Source organism: Streptomyces sp. ITFR-6 (genome assembly GCF_031844725.1).
Taxonomy (GTDB): Bacteria; Actinomycetota; Actinomycetes; order Streptomycetales; family Streptomycetaceae; genus Streptomyces.
On record NZ_CP134612.1, the window covers coordinates 4,334,726 to 4,351,326 of the forward strand.

A 16,601-nucleotide genomic window follows, 5' to 3' on the forward strand; every position below is an offset into this window, starting at 1 on the left:
GTGCCGGGCGGTTCACCCGATCGGCCACCGCATCTGCGGACCGCGCCGGGAGACCGCAGGGTGGTCCCATGTGGCCCAATCGAGTCGCTCTGGGCGCCGCGGTCCTCCCGCTCACCCTGCTGGTGCTGCGGGACGCCCCGGTGCGGATCGCGCTGCCCACGTCGGCCGCTGCCCACGAGTGGCCGCGCCCGGTGCCGTACCGGGTGCCGCAGCCGGTGATCGTCAGCCGGACGGCCTGGCACGCGGACGAGCACATCGTCAGGGAGCCCGCGGTCTACACGGGCCCGGTGCGGGCGGTCTTCATCCACCACACCGGGGAGTCGAACGACTACGACTGCGCGGATGTGCCCCGGATGCTGCGGGCGGTGGAGGAGTCCCACATCAAGGGCAACGGTTGGGACGACATCGGCTACAACTTCCTCGTCGACCGGTGCGGGACGATCTACGAGGGCCGGGCGGGCGGCATCCGGCGTTCGGTGCGCGGCGCGCACACCACGGGCTTCAACGCCGACAGCGTCGGCATAGCGGTGCTGGGCAACTACGGCAGCGGGGCCACGGTGCCGCCGGTCCTGGTGGCGGCGCTGGCGAAGGTGGCCGCGTGGAAGCTGGCGCCGGGCGTCGATCCGCGCGGCAGGGTGCGGCTGGTCTCGACGAACGACGCGAGCAGGTTCCCGAAGGGCACGGCCGCCGTCCTGAACGTCATATCCGGCCACCGCGACGCGTACCGGACGACCTGTCCGGGCGAGGCGCTGTACGGCGAGCTGCCCGCGATCCGGGCGGCGACGGCGGCCCTGCGCAAGGGGCGGTGAGCGGGGCCGGCCGACCTCGGGGGGCAGACCCCGACGGCTTGCGGGGGCAGGCCCCCGGGGCGTTGTCCACCGACCGGTGGACACCGGGTTCCACCGGCCGGGGCTGCCGGGCGAGGGGCCTCGCGGACGAGCATCTACCGCATGAGAATACGACCCGTACGCATGGCCCGCTGGAGTGCGCGGCACCCGTGGAAAGCGATCGTCGGCTGGTTCGTCTTCGTGGTGCTGTGCCTCGGCGCGGGCATCGCCGCAGGCAACAACCCAGCCACCACCGAGGACTTCTGGGTCGGTGAGGCCGGCCACGCCGAGTCGATGGCCACCGACGCCGGACTCCAGCGCCGGCCCACCGAGCACATCCTGATCCGGTCCGGCTCCGGCCCCCTGGACAGCGCGGAGGCCACCGCCGCCGCCCGCGACGTCACCGCCCGGATGACCGCGCTCCCCGAGGTGGCGGAGGTCGCGCCGCCGGTCCGCTCGAAGGACGGCACGGCGCTCCGGGTGACCGTGGTGATGAAGGGCGCGGAGCTCGACGCCAAGAAGAACGTCGCCCCGCTCCTCGACGCCACCGAGAAGGCGGCCGCCGCCCATCCGGGGCTCATCGTGGCGGAGTCGGGCTCACCCGCCATCTCCCAGGGCGTCAACGACCAGCGCGGCAAGGACCTTTCGCTCTCCGAGCGCCTCACGCTGCCGGTCACGCTCGTCATCCTGCTGATCGTGTTCGGCTCGGTCGTCATGGCGGGCGTGCCGCTGCTGCTGGCGCTCTCCTCGATCGCCGCCACGATGGGCCTCGCCATGCTGGCCTCGCACCTGATGCCCGACCCCGGCGTCGGCACCAACATGATCCTGCTCATCGGGCTCGCGGTCGGCGTCGACTACACGCTCTTCTACCTCAAGCGCGAACGCGAGGAACGGGCCCGCGCCAAGGGCCGGCTCAGCCCGGAGGCGCTGGTGGAGCTCGCGGCGGCGACGGCGGGCCGCGCCATCGTGGTCTCCGGCCTCGCCGTGATCGTCTCCACCGCCACTCTGTACCTCGCCACCGACGTCATCTTCTCCTCGCTGGCGACCGGCACCATCCTGGTCGTCGCCGTCGCCGTGATCAGCTCGCTCACCGTGCTGCCCGCCCTGCTCGTGAAGCTCGGCCACCGCGCCGAACGGCGTGCCGCCAGGAAGGCCGCCCGGCGCGCCGAGCGCGGCGCACCCGCGGTGACGAAGCGCGCCAAGCCGGAGAACGGCCGGGTGTTCGGCGCCCTCATGCGCCCCGCCCGGCGGCACCCGGCGATCACCCTGTGCGTGTCCGTGCTGGTCATGCTCGCCGTCGCGGCGCCCGCACTGGGGCTCAAGCTCATCGACCCCGGCAAGGACACCTTCTCCCGCGACATCCCGGCCATGCGGGTCTACGACCGGATCACCGCCGAATTCCCCGAACTCCTGGTCAAGCACGAGGTGGTGACCCGCTCGGCCCCCGACCGGGCGCCCGAGGTCAGGAAGGCGCTGCTGGAGCTCGGGCGGCGGGCCCAGGCGGACCCGCTCTTCGCGCACGACGCGGAGCCGGTGCTGCTCACCTCCGACGACGGCCGGACCAGCGTGCTGGAACTCCAGGTGCCGCACCCGGCGCCCGCCGACGAGGCGATCGCCTCACTGAACCACCTGCGGAACCAGTACATCCCGTCCACCGTCGGCCAACTGGCGGGCGTGGAAACGGTCGTGAGCGGTGATGTGGCCCGCGGCCAGGACTATGTGCACCACGAGCGGAACAAGCTGCCGCTCGTCCTCGGCTTCCTGCTGCTGCTGACCTTCGTGATGACGGCGGCAGCCTTCCGCTCCTCGGTCATCGGCCTGATCGGCGTCGTACTGAACCTGCTCTCCGCGGCGGCCGCGCTCGGCGCGCTCGTACTGGTCTTCCAGGGCACCTGGGCCGAGAACCTGCTGGACTTCGACTCCCTCGGCGCGATCGCCTCCCGGGTGCCGCTCTTCCTCTTCGTGATCCTCTTCGGCCTGTCGATGGACTACCAGGTCTTCGTCGTCAGCCGGATCAAGGAGGCCATGGACCACGGGATGACGGCCCGCGAGGCGGTACTCGACGGCATCGAGCGGTCCGCGAAGGTGGTCACGAGCGCGGCGCTGGTCATGGTCACGGTGTTCGCCGCCTTCGTCTTCCTGCACCTCACCGAGATGAAGCAGATGGGCTTCTGCCTCGCGGTGGCGGTCCTGCTGGACGCCGTCATCATCCGGATGATGATCCTGCCCTCCGTGCTGCTGCTCCTGGGCGACCGCGCCTGGCGTCCGCTGCGCCCTTCACGGCGGCGTACGCAGCACATCGAACCTGCCGCTCCTTCCGTCCCGCACGTAATCTGACCGCCATGCTTCAACGGCCGCAGCGCCACGATCCGGTCTGGATCTGGGTGCTCCAGGGGTGGGCGGCGCTGTCCTGGGCGCTGGCCGCACTGGTCACCCTGATCACCCTGCTGGGAGGTACGCCTCCGGGACGGAAGCTCGGGCTGCTCGCGCTGATGGCCGTGCTCGCCCTCTGCTGCACGCTGGTGCGGCTGCGCCCCGGCAACCCGGTGCTCAGTCCGTACGGATATCTGGGCGTGCTCGTCGTGGTGCTGGGCGGCGTCTCGTACCTCGGGGACGGCTTCGGGGTGTTCTACACCGTGATGCTCACGCAGTTCATCGTCTTCGCGGACAGCCCGAGGGGCGCGATCCTCCTCACCGGGCTCGGCGCGCTGGCGATCACGGTCGGCGGCAGTCTGCGGGAGGGCGGGCAGGGCGGGGTGTTCCTCACCAACACGGTCTCCTCCCTCGCTGTCTGGGCCGTCGCCGTCGTGATGGCGGTCCTGACTCCGCGGGCGCTGGCCCAGCGCGACGAACGGGCGGCGCTGCGAGCGGAGTTGAAGAGCACCCAGGTCGAACTGGCCGAGGTGTACCAGCGCCAGGGCGCCGCGGAGGAACGGGAACGCCTCGCCCGGGAGATCCACGACACCCTCGCCCAGGGCTTCGCCTCCATCATCGTGCTGGCGGCGGCGGCCAGGTCCCAGCTGGCGGTGGACGTGGACCGCAGCGCCCAGCAGCTCCAGTCCATCGAACAGACGGCCCGGGAGAACCTGGCGGAGGCCCGGGTCCTGGTCGGTGCCGCCCCCAGCAGCGGGGTGGCGGCCGGCTCCGTCGCGACGACGCTCCGCCGCACCCTGGACCGCTTCACCGAGGACACCGGCCTCACGGTCACGGCGGAGCTGGCGGACGTCGAGTGCGACCAGCCGACCCGGATCGCGCTGCTGCGGTGCACCCAGGAGTCGCTGGCCAACATACGCAAGCACGCCGCCGCCCCGCTGCGCATCATCCTGGCCGACGACCACACCGTGATGCGCGCGGGCCTGGTCGCCCTGCTGGGTTCCGAGCCCACCGTCGAGATCGTCGGCGAGGCGGGCGACGGCCGGGAGGCCGTCCGGCTCGTCGAGCGGCTCCGGCCGGACGTCGCCCTGCTCGACCTGCGGATGCCGGTCCTGGACGGGGTGGGCGCCACCACGGAGATCCTCGCGGGCCCCACGTCCACCCGCGTCCTGATCCTGACCACGTACGAGACCGACGCGGACATCGAACGCGGCGTGGAGGCAGGCGCCACCGGCTACCTGCTCAAGGACGCCACCCGGGAACAGCTCTTCGACGCCATCCACGCGGCCTCCCGGGGCGAGACGGTGCTGGCCCCCCGGGTCGCCCAGCGGCTGGTGGCGAAGATGCGCCGGCCGGTGCCCGTCACGCTGACCGCCCGCGAGGCCGAGGTGCTGGACGCGGTCGCGGACGGGCTGTCCAACGGGGAGATCGGCCGGCGGCTGTTCATCGGGGAGGCCACGGTGAAGACCCACCTGCTGCGGATCTTCGCCAAGCTCGACGTCAACGACCGTACGCGGGCGGTCGTCGTCGCGATGAACGGCGGTCTGCTGCAACGTCGTTAGCCCCTCGCCACCGTGCACGGCCGGGTTCCCGCCCCGCCGTGCACTTGTCGTTTATCGATATGCTCCCCTAGGGTGAGCATATCGATATTCGATGGATGGGGGATGCGATGAACAGTCGGCTCACGAGCGTGCTGGCCTCGGTGACCTACTGGCTGGCGGTGCTCAGCGGCCTTGCCTTCCTCGGCAAGGGGGCCTCGCACATGCTGGACGACGGGGCGGTCTGCGTGGAGACGGGCTTCTGGGCCAACGCCCGGCTGGTGCCGGGTCTGCCGGTGGCGAAGGGCGTGGAGGCGGCGGGCAGCCTCACCCGGCTCTGCCGGAACAGCCCCTCGGCGGGTCAGCGCGCGGCGGACCTCGGGGGCGAGCTGCCCTGGCTGCTGTTCGGCGCGGTCACGCTGCTGCTCTTCTCCCGGCTGCTGAAGAGCGTGCTGAAGGAGGGGCCGTTCACCGAGCCGGTGGCCCGGCAGCTCACCGCTCTCGGCTGGGTCGTCGCCGTGGGAACTCCCCTCGCCGGGCTCGTCGTCGGGTGGTCGCGTTCCTGGCTCGTGGGGTCCATGGCGCCGGTGGTGGGTTCCGGTCCCGAGCTCTCCGGACCGATGGTTCTCGTGCTCGCCGGTCTCGCGGGTGTGATCCTTGGGAAGATCATGCGCGAAGGTGTCCGCATGCGGGAGGATCTCGAAGGGACCGTCTGATGCCCGAGGATGAAATCCATTCGATCCGCGTCCATCTCGACCGGCTGCTGGCCGAGCGCGGTATGACGCTCACCGAACTGTCCGCACAGGTGGGGATCACCGTCGTCAACCTGTCCGTGCTCAAGAACGGGCGGGCCAAGGCCATCCGCTTCTCCACCCTGTCGAGGATCTGCGAGATCCTCGGCTGCCAGCCGGGTGACCTGATCACTCACGAGCCCGCCGAGCAGGCCTAGGGCCCGTCGCCGGCCGGGCCTCGGTGGCGAGCGCCGTGCCCTGGCCGAGGGCGCCGTGGTCGTAGGCGCTCTCGGCGTGCAGGGTCTGGTCGAGGCCGGTGAGCTCCTCCTCCGCGGAGGCCCGCAGGCCCATCAGCCGGTCGATCGCCTTGCCGATCCCGTACGTCATGAGGAAGGTGTACGCCGCCACGGCGAGGACGGCGACGGACTGCCGGCCGAGCTGGGCCGCGCCGCCCCCGTAGAACAGTCCCTCCGGGCCGCCGGTCATCGTGGTGGTCGCGAACAGGCCGATGAGCAGGGTGCCGACGATGCCGCCGACGAAGTGGACGCCGACCACGTCCAGCGAGTCGTCGTAGTCGAACCGGAACTTCCAGCCGACCGCGTACGAGCAGACGACGCCCGCCGTGAGCCCGACCGCCGCGCCGCCCACGATGCCGACCGTGCCGCAGGCGGGGGTGATCGCCACCAGTCCGGCGACGGCTCCCGACGCCGCGCCGAAGGTGGTGGGGTGGCCGTCGCGCCGCTGCTCGACGAAGAGCCAGCCGAGCAGTCCGGTGCAGCCCGCGACGAGCGTGTTGAGCATCGAGGCCGCCGCCAGTCCGTTGGCGCCGAGGGCGGAGCCGCCGTTGAAGCCGAGCCAGCCGAACCAGAGCAGTCCGGCGCCGAGCATCACCATGGGCAGGTTGTGCGGGCGCATCGCGTCCTTCTTGAACCCGATGCGCGGGCCGACCACCAGGGCCAGCGCCAGCCCGGACGCCCCGGACGCGATCTCCACCACCAGCCCGCCGGCGAAGTCCAGCGCGCCCAGCGAGTCCTTGATCCAGCCGCCGGGCCCCCACACCCAGTGGGCGACGGGAGCGTATACGAGCAGCGTCCACACCGGTACGAGGACCAGCCAGGCGGCGAACCGCGTACGGTCCGCGATCGCGCCGCTGATCAGGGCGGCCGTGATGATCGCGAACGTCAGCTGGAAGGTGGTGAACAGCAGGGTCGGTACGCTGCCGGTGAGCGTGCCGGGGCCGATGCCCGCCATGCCCAGATGGCCGGGGCCGCCGACCAGGCCGCCGAACGCGTCACCGTCGAAGGCCAGCGAGTAGCCCGCGAGCAGCCAGACGACCGTGACCAGCGCGATCGACACGAAGCTCATCATCAGCATGTTCAGGACGCTCTTCGTGCGGACCATGCCGCCGTAGAACAGCGCCAGGCCCGGAGTCATCAGCAGAACGAGCGCGGTGGCGGCCAGCAGCCAGGCGGTGTCGCCTGTGTCGAGGCCTGCCGCGGCCAGAGTCACGGGGGTCACTCGTAGATCCCTCCTCGGTACGGCGTGCGGTCCGGTCGGCAGCCGGGCGACAGAGAGCTGTCGCGGAGCTGTCGGAGAGCGTGACCGGCGCGCGTTTCGTAACGAGGACCCTGGTGTTTCCGCGATATTTCGTTGCGGGGTGGTTGCCGAAATCTCACCACCCCGGGTACGGCGGGGGCCCGGCTCAGCAGCCGCCGCGGGCCCGCGACAGGCTGTAGACGGAATCCAGCCGGTAGGTGCCGCCCCTGGGCACGGTGAGCTCCGTCCAGTCACCGTGTCGCCGCAGGCAGCCGCTCGCGGCGTGCCCGCCGACCTCGCGGGCCCGCAGCCAGGGCGAGTACGCGAGCCGTACGGTCAGCGAGCCCGACTCCGGCACCCGGACCACCAGATCGGCCTCGCCGCCGCTCACCACGGAGGCCGGGGCCGGCACCAGGGGAACCGCGTCACGCACCCGGTAGACGGTCCAGCCGTCGTCCCGCCACACCCGCCGCAGCCAGGGCTGCCCGCCGCGCACCAGGGCCGCCTCCGCCTCCGCGGGGCCGTCGGGCTTCCCGTGGTGCAGCACGACGTACCCCACGGCCCAGCGGTCCAGCCAGGCACGGTAGGTGGCCGGGGACAGCGTCCCGTCGTAGAAGAGGCGCCCGCGCTCCACGTCGAGCTGCCGGTTCCAGCCGCGTGCCATGTTCACGTGGCGGGCCAGCACCGTCGCCTCGCGGTGGTTGCGGGCGGGGACGACCTCCACCCGGGTCCGGTCGGCGCCGAGCCGGCGCAGTTCGTTGACGACACCGTCGGTGCGGGCGGCCCAGGCGGGCACGTCGTTGGAGACCCGGAGATCGTCCAGGGTCTTGTCGGCCAGCCAGTTGACGGACAGCCCGAGGGCAACGGCGATCACGACCGTGCGCGTCCAGTTCCGTTTCCGGACGAGCTCCAGGAGCGCCGCGAGGAGGACCGGGACGGCGACGAGACCGAGGAGCCGCTCCACGTTCGTCCCGATCGGGGAGGCGACGAGGAAGACCAGGACGACGCCGACGGCGTACACCACGGCGCCGTAGCGCGGGACACGCCACCGCCGGCCAAGGGGCCCCGCGAGGGCCAGCGCGGCGCAGATCATCAGCGGCATCCACAGCCGGCCGCGGTTCATGGGCTGCTCGCCCTCGCCCGGGAAGAGCAGCGCGACCGCGCCCACGACGACGAAGAACGGCACGATGAGGACGACGCCCTTGCGCCACTGCCGGTCCAGGAGGTACGCCGCCCCCGTGACCACGAGGAACAGCCCCGCCACCGGACTGGCCATCGCCGCCAGCGCCCCGGCCGCGAGCGGGACCACGGTGCGGTGCGCGTACAGGCAGGCGACGAGACCGATCGCGACGCCCAGCGCGAACGTCGTACGCCCGGAGGCGACGTTGCACCACAGGGCCAGCGAGGCGAGCACCGCCGGAGCGAGCGGCCGGCGCGTCCCGGTGCGGACGAACAGCAGCGCGATGAGCCACGATCCGGCGATCCCCGCGGCCACCGAGACCGTGCGGACGCCGAGGAAGGCCATCAGGTACGAGGAGAAGACGCTGTACCCGGCGGTGTGGATCCCGCCGTACCAGGAGAGGTTGTACGCGGAGCCCGGGTGCCGGGCGGTAAATCCCGACCAGGCGAGCTGCGCGGCCAGATCGCCGCCTCCGGTGGCCAGTACGGCGGCCCACCACGCGTACAGCGGCACCACGACGGCGACCGCGACGAGCGGCACGAGATGGCGCCGCCACCACGGCGGGGCGGCCGGCTCACCGCCCCCGTCAGCCCGCAGCCGCTCGACGCCGTCACCCCTACCCGCTCGCACTTCCCCGCTGACACCCACCCGGACCACCCTAGAGGGTGCCCCGGGCGGGGTGTCGGCTGTCGGTCAGTCGGTCAGTGCAGGGTCCGCAGCATCGCCGCGTCGAACGGCGTGATGTCACCGGTGCGGCCGGCGAGGGTCTTCGCGGCCCACTCCGGGTCCCCGATCAGCCCCCGGCCGACGGCGACCATGTCGAACTCGTCGCGCTCCATCCGCTCCAGCAGCTGGCCGATGCCGGTGACCGTGGGGCTGTTGCCCTGGAAGGCGCCGAAGAAGTCACCGTCCAGGCCGACCGAGCCGACCGTGATCGTCGGCCTGCCGCTGATCTTCTTCACCCATCCGGCGAGGTTCAGGTCGGAGCCGTCGAACTCCGGCAGCCAGTAGCGGCGGGTGGAGGCGTGGAAGACGTCGACCCCGGCCTCGGTCAACGGCGCGAGCAGGGAGTCCAGTTCCGCGGGCGTCCGGGCGAGCTTCGCCTCGTAAACGTCCGCCTTCCACTGGGACATGCGGAAGACGATCGGGAAGGCGTCGGACACGGCGGCGCGGCAGGCGGCGACGATCTCCGCCGCGAACCGGGTCCGTGCGACGAGGTCGCCGCCGTAGGCGTCGGTACGGCGGTTGCTGCCGGACCAGAGGAACTGGTCGATCAAGTAGCCGTGCGCGCCGTGCAGTTCGATGCCGTCGAAGCCGAGCCGCTCGGCGTCGGCGGCCGCACCGGCGAACGCGGCGATGACGTCGTCGAGGTCCTGCTGCGTCATGGCGCGGCCCTTGGGCTCACCGTTCAGCGAGATCCCCGAGGGCCCGACCGGCTCGGCGTCGGCTACCGGCGGAGCGCCCTCGGTACGGGTGACGCCCACGTGCCACAGCTGCGGGATGATCGCGCCGCCCTCCCGGTGCACGGCGTCCGCGACCCGCGCCCAGCCCGCGAGGGCGTCCTCGCCGTGGAACCGGGGGACCTGGTCGCTGGTGCCCGCGGAGCTGTGGTCGATGTAGGTGCCCTCGGTGACGATCAGCCCGACTCCGCCGGCGGCCCGCCGCGCGTAGTAGTCCGCCACGTTCTCACCCGGGACGCCGCCGGGGGAGAACTGCCGGGTCATCGGTGCCATGGCGATCCGGTTGCGGGAGGCGAGCCCGCGCACGGCGAACGGGCGGGAGAGGGTGTCTGCTGCACGGCCGGCGGTCACGTCTGTCACGGTGTGTCCTGTTCGTAAGCGGAGGGAGTCTCCTCTTCCTCAACAGCCGCGCGTGCCCCCGGCATCCCCGCTCCCGGCCCGATGTGGCCAAGGTCTCCCGCGAGGGCCGGCGGGAGGACGGTGCGTGACCGGTGCGGCTGGACGGCCTCCTACCTGCCCACGTGCAGGTGGGACGCCCAGCGGGTGGGAACCCGTCGGTAGTCCTGGCGGAGTCTGCGCAGGGCGTGGTGCAGGGTGAGCGCGATGTGGTCGGTGTCGGGGGCGCCGTCGGGCCGCTGCGGAAGGTGGTCGTACACGTCGACGGCGATGTCGGCCGCGGCGTCGTCGGCGACCGGCCAGAGGGTGCCGATCACATGGCGGTAGCCCGCGATCTGGAAGGCCGAGGTCAGATGGATGGCCTCGGCCGCGAACCGGGGCCCGGGGGCGGCGCGTCCAGACCGAGGGCGGCCAGGACCGGTTCGGTGACGACATCCCACAGCCAGCCCAGGGCCTCGTGCACCGACTCCTGCGCGGCGCGCCGGCTCAGGCCGCCCGGGGCGACCGCCCGCACTCCGGTGAACTCGGTGTCCGAGGCGTCCAGTCGCAGGCGCGTGGCGCTGAGCCGGTCGGCCAGTCCGGGCCGGGCCGCCCGCAGGCCGGTCATGTCGGTACGGATCTCCAGCGCCTGGTCGAGCGGCAGGCCCCGGCCCGCCTCCAGCAGCCGCAGGGCCCGTTCCGGATCGTCCAGGCGCAGGACGCAGGCGGCCGCGTCCGAGGCGAGCGAGGCGAATCTGCCCAGCCAGTTCTCCTGGCTCCGGCGAAGGCCCGTCGGGTGGCCCGGGGGCTGGACACCGGCGCCCTCGGCCGCGCCCGTGACCTGATCTGCCTGGAGGAGCCGTGTTCCCCGACGTGGTCGGGGGACCGGATGGCCGCAGCCGGTACCCGCGTACTGCGGGCGTACGACCTCGATCTGGAGTCCGCCTGGCCCCGGCTGTGGCTCGTGGTGCCGGAGCGGTCCGGGCCGAACTGGTGGAGGCCCGCGAGAAGGTGGACACCGCGTTCCGGCTTCTCGGCTGGGGGGTGATGTACCTCCTCCTCGGCGTCATGTGGTGGCCGGCCCTGGTCATCGGCGGCTGCACCCTCGCCGTCGCCGGACGCCGTGAACGCGGCGCGCTCGACGCCTTCGCCACGCTGGTCGAGGCCGCGGCGGATGTGCACGGCCGCGACCTCGCGCTCTGCCTGGGCATCCCGTGCGAGGGGGCCTTCACCCGTGAGACGGGAGCGGCTGTCACCCGGGCCCTGCAGAAGCCGCCGCACGGGGGCTGACGGCACTCGGCGGCGTGGGCGGGTGCGCGGCCGGGATCGGGGACGGGATGGGCGTGCATTTCGCGCGACGGCCGCATTGCCTTGTGTTACGGCGAGTTGACGCACCGTCAACAATGTGACGAGGTCATGCCAGCATGCCGGGATCGCTTGCCCGGCCCGAATCCACCCCGTCATCGTCGGTTGCGGTGTACGGACCCCGTACACCGCAACCCGTGGCGCGTGGACCCCCTCGCGCCACCCTTCGAGGAGGACCTCGCGATGGCAGCACTACGCAACACCCGGCGGCGGATCGCCGCGTTGATCGCCACGACGACGACCGTGGCCCTGGCAGCCGCGGTCGGTGCGGCCTTACCCGCCCAGGCCGCCGCGCCCGAGGGCAGAGTCCTGCACGCCGGTTCCGCGGAGGCGGTCCCCGGAAGCTACATCGTCACGCTGAAGCAGTCGGCCGGGCTCAAGGCGTCCGCGGCCGCCGGCAAGCAGCTCATAGCCGGCTACGGCGGCCGGATCGAGCGCACCTACTCATCGGCGCTGAACGGCTACGCCGCGGCTCTCAGCAGCACCGAGGCCAGGCGGCTGGCCGCCGACCCGGCCGTCGCCTCGGTCGAGCAGGACCAGAAGGTCCACGCGACCGCCACCCAGAGCAACGCCCCCTGGGGCCTCGACCGCATCGACCAGCCGAACCTGCCGCTGAGCGGCACGTACACCTACCCGGACTCGGCGGGCGGCGGCACCACCGTCTACGTCCTGGACACCGGGGTGCGCATCACCCACCAGGAGATCAGCGGCCGGGCCTCGTACGGCTACGACTTCGTCGACAACGACACCACCGCGCAGGACGGTTACGGGCACGGCACCCATGTGGCCACGACCGTCGCGGGAAGCACCTACGGGGTGGCGAAGAAGGCGAAGATCGTCGCCGTGCGCGTCCTCGGCAACGACGGCTCCGGCACCACCGCCGGGGTCATCGCCGGGGTCGACTGGATCACCGCCAACCACGTCGCCTCGTCCGTCGCGAACGTGTCGCTCGGCGGCGGTGCCAGCACCACGCTGGACGACGCGGTGCGCAAGTCCATCGCGTCCGGGGTCACGTACTCCATCGCGGCGGGCAATTCCGGTGCTCCGGCGGCCAATTACTCGCCCGCCCGAGTCGCCACCGCGATCACCGTCGGCGCGACGACCCGTACCGACGCCCGCGCGAGCTACTCGAACTACGGCTCGACGGTCGACATCTTCGCGCCGGGCTCCGGCATCACAGCGGGCTGGAACAGCTCGGACACCGCCACCTACACCGGCGACGGCACATCCTTCGCCGCCCCGCACGTCTCCGGTGCGGCAGCGGTCTACCTGACGAACCACCCCGGCGCCTCCCCGGCGGCCGTGGCCTCGGCACTCGTGAACGGCGCGACCTCGGGCGTCCTGACGGGCGTCGGGTCCGGCTCCCCGAACAAGCTGCTCAAGCTCGTCCCGTAACGACCTGACGGCCGGGGGCGCGTGCGGGGCGATCCCCTCGCACGCGCCCTCGGCGCGCGCCGGGCGGTCCGGGCCGTGCCCGGCCGCAGCCCCGGGGTTCCGGCCGGCCCCGGTTGCCGGGCCGCCAGGGGCCGGTCAGCCGGCGTCGGCGCAGCAGGTGGCGCCGTCCAGGGCCGGGCTCTCGCCCATCCGGCCGGCGTCGGCCTTGACGACGTAGACCTCCCACGGCTCCTTGCCGGGGCCGTGGACCCACACCTTGTCCTGGAGGGCGTAGCAGCAGGAGGTGTCGTTCTCCTCGAAGGTGGCGAGCCCGGCGTCCTTGAGCCGGGTGGTGGCGGCGGTGACCTCCTCGGTGGAGTCGACCTCGACGCCGAGGTGGTCCAGGCGGGTCTCCTGGCCGGGTTCGCCCTCGATGAGGACGAGCTTGAGGGGCGGGGCGGCGATCGCGAAGTTCGCGTAGCCGGGGCGCCGCTTGGCGGGCTCGACACCGAACAGCTTGGAGTAGAAGACCACCGACGCTTCGAGGTCGGCGACGTTGAGCGCGAGCTGGGCACGGGACATGACGATCTCCCTGATCAGGCTGTATCGATCTCTGTCGATTCAAGCTTGCGTCGTGAATCGAAAAACGTCAACATAGAAGGATGTCGAAACAAGAGCTTGTGGTCCTCGGTCAGGACGGTGCCGATGACTGCTGCCCCACCCTGCTGACCGCCCCGCTGGCCGAGGACCGGGCGGAGACGCTGGCGAAGGTGTTCAAGGCCCTGGGGGACCCGGTCCGGCTGCGGCTGCTGTCGATGATCGCGTCCCGCGCGGGCGGGGAGATCTGCGTCTGCGACCTCACTCCCGCCTTCGAGCTGTCCCAGCCGACGATCTCCCACCACCTCAAGCTGCTGAAGCAGGCCGGGCTGATCGACTCCGAGCGGCGCGGGACCTGGGTGTACTACCGGCTCCTGCCGGAGACGACCGACCAACTGGCCGCCGTCCTCACCCGCCCCGCCGGGACGCCCTCGTGAGCACGGGTACGGGCACGGGTGCAGGTACGGGTACGGGTGCGGGTCCTGATGTCGGGCGTCGCACCGGCACTTCTGCCGCCGGGCCGGTCGCGGGGCGGCTGTCGTTCCTGGACCGCTTCCTCGCCGGGTGGATCCTCCTCGCGATGGCCGCCGGGCTCGGCCTGGGCCGGCTCGTCCCGGGGCTGGGGGACGCGCTCGCGAGGGTGACGGTCACCGGGGTCTCGCTGCCGATCGCGCTCGGCCTGCTCGTGATGATGTACCCGGTCCTGGCCAAGGTCCGCTACGACCGTCTCGACACCGTCACCCGGGACCGCCGCCTGCTGATCCCGTCGCTCGTCCTGAACTGGGTCGTCGGCCCGGCCCTGATGTTCGCGCTCGCCTGGCTCCTCCTGCCGGACCTGCCGGAGTACCGCACCGGCCTGATCATCGTCGGCCTCGCCCGCTGTATCGCGATGGTCGTCATCTGGAACGACCTGGCCTGCGGCGACCGGGAGGCCGCCGCGGTCCTTGTCGCCCTGAACTCCGTGTTCCAGGTGGCCGCGTTCAGCCTGCTCGGCTGGTTCTACCTGAGCGTGCTGCCCGGACTGCTCGGCCTGGAGCAGACCACCCTGGACGTCTCCGTGTGGGAGATCGCCCGCTCCGTGCTGATCTTCCTGGGCATCCCGCTGCTGGCCGGATACCTCACCCGCCGGATCGGCGAGAAGGCCAGGGGGCGCACCTGGTACGAGGCGCGACTGCTCCCTCGTATCGGACCGTTCGCCCTCTACGGCCTGCTGTTCACGATCGTCGTGCTCTTCGCCCTCCAGGGCGACGCCATCACGTCCGAGCCGCTCGACGTCGTCCGGATCGCGGTGCCGCTGCTGGTGTACTTCGCGGTCATGTGGGCCGGGTCCATGCTGGTCGGGCGGGCCGTCGGGCTGGACTACCCGAGGACGGCGACCCTGGCGTTCACCGCGGCGGGCAACAACTTCGAGCTGGCCATCGCGGTCGCCATCGCCACCTTCGGCGTCACCTCCGGCCAGGCCCTCGCCGGGGTCGTGGGCCCGCTCATCGAAGTGCCCGTCCTGATCGGCCTGGTCCATGTGGCCCTGGCCGCCCGCCGCTTCTTCCCCGGACCGGCCCCGGCGGACGGACAGGCCGACGGACGGGCTGCCGGAGGGGCCGCCGGTCCGGCGCCCCGTCGGTAGCTGACGTACGTCAGTAGATGCCGGTACGTCCGTCGATCGCCTCGCGGATGATGTCGGCATGGCCCGCGTGCCGGGCCGTCTCCTCGATCATGTGGTGCAGGACCCAGCGCAGATTCGGTCCGAGTGGTCGGGGTACGCGCACGGAGTGTCCAGCGGGAGGCCCGCGGCGATCTCCCGCGAAATGGCCGCCTGCTCCTCGAAGTACGCCGTCCAGTGCTTGACCGTGTCCCGCTCGTCGACGCGGAAGTCCTCGTCGAACCAGCCCTCTTCCGCCGTCTCGGGCCACTCACCGGGGAACACCCACCCCGCGACGATGACCTGGAACCACCGGCGCTCCCGGAGCGCCGAATGCTTGAGCAGACCCAGCAGGGACAGCGAACTGACCGTCGGCGTCAGGAGGGCGTCCGCGTCGGACGCCCCCTCGGTCTTCCGGAGGAGACCGGCGCGCTGCTTGTCGAGGAAGCCGCCCAGGGCATCCCGTTCGTTGGATGTGGAGAACTGTCCGGTTGCCATGTCCAACGACGCTACCGGACCGGTAGGACAGCCCGGGGCGGTGCGGCGCGGCCCGCCATGTCCGTTCGCTCGCAGGCGTCTTGCGGGGTTCGCGGGACCCGCGAACCTGTCGCGGATCGCCTGCGTTTGTCGCCGCCCCCCCCCTGCAGCTTTGTCCGCGGTCCGTAACGGAGGGATCTTGCTGGGGCGTTCGTGTGTCTTCATGGGGGCAGGGCATCGGCGAAGACAACAAAGGGGTGGGCGGACATGGCGAAGCACAAGGGAAGGGGATGGCACGGCAGGCTTCTCGCGGCGGCGCTCGGAGTGACGGCGGTGGGCGCGGCCACCTCGGTGTGGACCGCGCAGGCCGACACCACCGGAGGGCGGCAGCCGCAGGCGCGGGCCAGCGCCCCGGCCAACGGGCCCGCCGGCAAGGTCGCGGAGGACATCGCGCACGCCTCCGACCGCGGCGCCCGTGGCGTCAACATCACCATCGACGACGGCCCCGACCCGACCTGGACCCCGCAGGTGCTCCAGCTCCTGAAGGAGAGCGGCGTCAAGGCCACGTTCTGCGTGGTCGGCACCCAGGCCCAGGCCCACCCGGACCTGGTCAAGGCGGTCGTGGCGGGCGGGCACCGGCTGTGCGACCACACCGTCTCGCACGACACCGCCATGGACCACAAGTCCGAGGTCTACCAGTCCCAGCAGATCCTGGACGCCGAGCGCATGATCACCAAGGCGTCCGGCGGTGTCCGGCCGCAGTACTACCGGGCCCCGGGCGGCGCCTTCACCCCGTACAGCCGGCACCTCGCCGCGTCGCGGGGGAGGCGGCCGCTGGGCTGGAACGTCGACACCAAGGACTTCGAGCACCCCGGCGTGGCCGCGATCGTCGCCACCGTGAAGAGCGAGATCTCCAACGGGCCGACCATCCTCTTCCACGACGCCGGCGGGGACCGCGCCGAGACCCTCGCCGCGCTGCGCGAGGTGCTGCCCTGGCTCAAGGAGCAGGGGTACACCTTCGGCTTCCCCGTGCGGTAGCAGCCGAAGCCCTCCGGCACTGACGCTCTGAGCCCGTAGCCCGTAGCCCGTAGCCCGTAGCCCTTGGTCCCTGGCACCCCTGCCCCGCCGT

At 72.1% G+C, this 16,601-nt stretch carries 16 protein-coding genes and 2 pseudogenes; 11 read left to right on the forward strand and 7 right to left on the reverse strand.

The window, feature by feature from the left end:
* The first annotated feature begins 68 nt into the window (after positions 1-68).
* From RLT59_RS19670 to RLT59_RS19695, 6 genes and pseudogenes are all read left to right on the forward strand, one after another.
* Positions 69-809, forward strand: a complete 741-nt coding sequence (locus tag RLT59_RS19670; protein WP_311304604.1) for a peptidoglycan recognition protein family protein — start codon at positions 69-71, stop codon at positions 807-809.
* A gap of 141 nt (positions 810-950) precedes the next feature.
* Positions 951-3,164, forward strand: coding sequence for an MMPL family transporter (locus RLT59_RS19675; protein WP_311304605.1), 2,214 nt, complete (start codon positions 951-953; stop codon positions 3,162-3,164).
* A gap of 473 nt (positions 3,165-3,637) precedes the next feature.
* Positions 3,638-3,931 (forward strand): annotated as a pseudogene (locus RLT59_RS19680) (histidine kinase); the annotation flags it as partial.
* Between the two features lie 183 nt (positions 3,932-4,114).
* Complete coding sequence (locus tag RLT59_RS19685) at positions 4,115-4,762, forward strand: response regulator (protein WP_311307788.1); 648 nt, start codon at positions 4,115-4,117, stop codon at positions 4,760-4,762.
* Positions 4,763-4,869: 107 nt separating this feature from the next.
* Positions 4,870-5,454 carry a DUF2975 domain-containing protein gene (locus tag RLT59_RS19690; RefSeq protein WP_311304606.1) on the forward strand — a complete coding sequence of 195 codons (585 nt, stop codon included), beginning with the start codon at positions 4,870-4,872 and terminating at the stop codon, positions 5,452-5,454.
* Positions 5,454-5,687 carry a helix-turn-helix domain-containing protein gene (locus RLT59_RS19695; RefSeq protein ID WP_311304607.1) on the forward strand — a complete coding sequence of 78 codons (234 nt, stop codon included), beginning with the start codon at positions 5,454-5,456 and terminating at the stop codon, positions 5,685-5,687. Before RLT59_RS19690 ends, RLT59_RS19695 begins: the two co-directional genes overlap by 1 nt.
* Here RLT59_RS19695 and RLT59_RS19700 read toward each other — a convergent pair.
* From RLT59_RS19700 to RLT59_RS19720, 5 genes are all read right to left on the reverse strand, one after another.
* Positions 5,659-6,987 carry an ammonium transporter gene (locus RLT59_RS19700; protein ID WP_311304608.1) on the reverse strand — a complete coding sequence of 443 codons (1,329 nt, stop codon included), beginning with the start codon at positions 6,985-6,987 and terminating at the stop codon, positions 5,659-5,661. The genes RLT59_RS19695 and RLT59_RS19700 overlap by 29 nt on opposite strands.
* A gap of 184 nt (positions 6,988-7,171) precedes the next feature.
* On the reverse strand, positions 7,172-8,725 hold the full coding sequence (locus RLT59_RS19705; RefSeq protein ID WP_311307789.1) for a DUF8823 domain-containing protein: 1,554 nt from the start codon (positions 8,723-8,725) through the stop codon (positions 7,172-7,174).
* Positions 8,726-8,886: 161 nt separating this feature from the next.
* The gene (locus RLT59_RS19710; protein ID WP_311304609.1) at positions 8,887-10,005 is read right to left on the reverse strand and encodes an NADH:flavin oxidoreductase; all 1,119 of its coding nucleotides are present in this window, start codon (positions 10,003-10,005) and stop codon (positions 8,887-8,889) included.
* Between the two features lie 149 nt (positions 10,006-10,154).
* On the reverse strand, positions 10,155-10,358 hold the full coding sequence (locus RLT59_RS19715) for a CHAT domain-containing protein (protein ID WP_311304610.1): 204 nt from the start codon (positions 10,356-10,358) through the stop codon (positions 10,155-10,157).
* Positions 10,359-10,390: 32 nt separating this feature from the next.
* On the reverse strand, positions 10,391-10,648 hold the full coding sequence (locus RLT59_RS19720) for a hypothetical protein (protein WP_311304611.1): 258 nt from the start codon (positions 10,646-10,648) through the stop codon (positions 10,391-10,393).
* A 329-nt stretch (positions 10,649-10,977) separates the two neighbouring features.
* Here RLT59_RS19720 and RLT59_RS19725 point away from each other — a divergent pair, with 329 nt between their 5' ends.
* Positions 10,978-11,310, forward strand: a complete 333-nt coding sequence (locus tag RLT59_RS19725) for a hypothetical protein (RefSeq protein WP_311304612.1) — start codon at positions 10,978-10,980, stop codon at positions 11,308-11,310.
* A 258-nt stretch (positions 11,311-11,568) separates the two neighbouring features.
* Positions 11,569-12,780, forward strand: coding sequence for a S8 family peptidase (locus RLT59_RS19730; protein WP_311304613.1), 1,212 nt, complete (start codon positions 11,569-11,571; stop codon positions 12,778-12,780).
* A gap of 135 nt (positions 12,781-12,915) precedes the next feature.
* Here the strand turns inward: RLT59_RS19730 and RLT59_RS19735 are convergent, their stop codons facing one another.
* Positions 12,916-13,341 (reverse strand): ArsI/CadI family heavy metal resistance metalloenzyme, encoded by a 426-nt coding sequence (locus RLT59_RS19735; protein ID WP_311304614.1) that lies wholly within the window; start codon positions 13,339-13,341, stop codon positions 12,916-12,918.
* Positions 13,342-13,421: 80 nt separating this feature from the next.
* Between RLT59_RS19735 and RLT59_RS19740 the strand changes: the two genes are divergently transcribed.
* The gene (locus RLT59_RS19740) at positions 13,422-13,793 is read left to right on the forward strand and encodes an ArsR/SmtB family transcription factor (protein ID WP_311304615.1); all 372 of its coding nucleotides are present in this window, start codon (positions 13,422-13,424) and stop codon (positions 13,791-13,793) included.
* A 98-nt stretch (positions 13,794-13,891) separates the two neighbouring features.
* Positions 13,892-14,980: an ACR3 family arsenite efflux transporter gene (arsB, locus tag RLT59_RS19745; RefSeq protein WP_311307790.1), complete on the forward strand. Its 1,089-nt coding sequence runs from the start codon at positions 13,892-13,894 to the stop codon at positions 14,978-14,980.
* 10 nt (positions 14,981-14,990) lie between these two features.
* Here arsB and RLT59_RS19755 read toward each other — a convergent pair.
* Positions 14,991-15,697 (reverse strand): annotated as a pseudogene (locus RLT59_RS19755) (DinB family protein).
* A gap of 42 nt (positions 15,698-15,739) precedes the next feature.
* On the opposite strand from RLT59_RS19755, the gene RLT59_RS19760 reads away from it, so the two are divergent.
* Positions 15,740-16,510 carry a polysaccharide deacetylase family protein gene (locus tag RLT59_RS19760; protein ID WP_311304617.1) on the forward strand — a complete coding sequence of 257 codons (771 nt, stop codon included), beginning with the start codon at positions 15,740-15,742 and terminating at the stop codon, positions 16,508-16,510.
* The last annotated feature ends 91 nt before the right edge of the window (positions 16,511-16,601 follow it).

Coding starts and splice junctions, on each gene's coding strand:
- RLT59_RS19670 (WP_311304604.1), top strand. CDS start 69: ATGTGGCCCAATCGAGTCGCTCTGGGCGCCGCGGTCCTCCCGCTCACC.
- RLT59_RS19675 (WP_311304605.1), top strand. CDS start 951: ATGAGAATACGACCCGTACGCATGGCCCGCTGGAGTGCGCGGCACCCG.
- RLT59_RS19690 (WP_311304606.1), top strand. CDS start 4,870: ATGAACAGTCGGCTCACGAGCGTGCTGGCCTCGGTGACCTACTGGCTG.
- RLT59_RS19695 (WP_311304607.1), top strand. CDS start 5,454: ATGCCCGAGGATGAAATCCATTCGATCCGCGTCCATCTCGACCGGCTG.
- RLT59_RS19720 (WP_311304611.1), bottom strand. CDS start 10,648: ATGACCGGCCTGCGGGCGGCCCGGCCCGGACTGGCCGACCGGCTCAGC.
- RLT59_RS19730 (WP_311304613.1), top strand. CDS start 11,569: ATGGCAGCACTACGCAACACCCGGCGGCGGATCGCCGCGTTGATCGCC.
- RLT59_RS19735 (WP_311304614.1), bottom strand. CDS start 13,341: ATGTCCCGTGCCCAGCTCGCGCTCAACGTCGCCGACCTCGAAGCGTCG.
- RLT59_RS19740 (WP_311304615.1), top strand. CDS start 13,422: ATGTCGAAACAAGAGCTTGTGGTCCTCGGTCAGGACGGTGCCGATGAC.
- RLT59_RS19760 (WP_311304617.1), top strand. CDS start 15,740: ATGGCGAAGCACAAGGGAAGGGGATGGCACGGCAGGCTTCTCGCGGCG.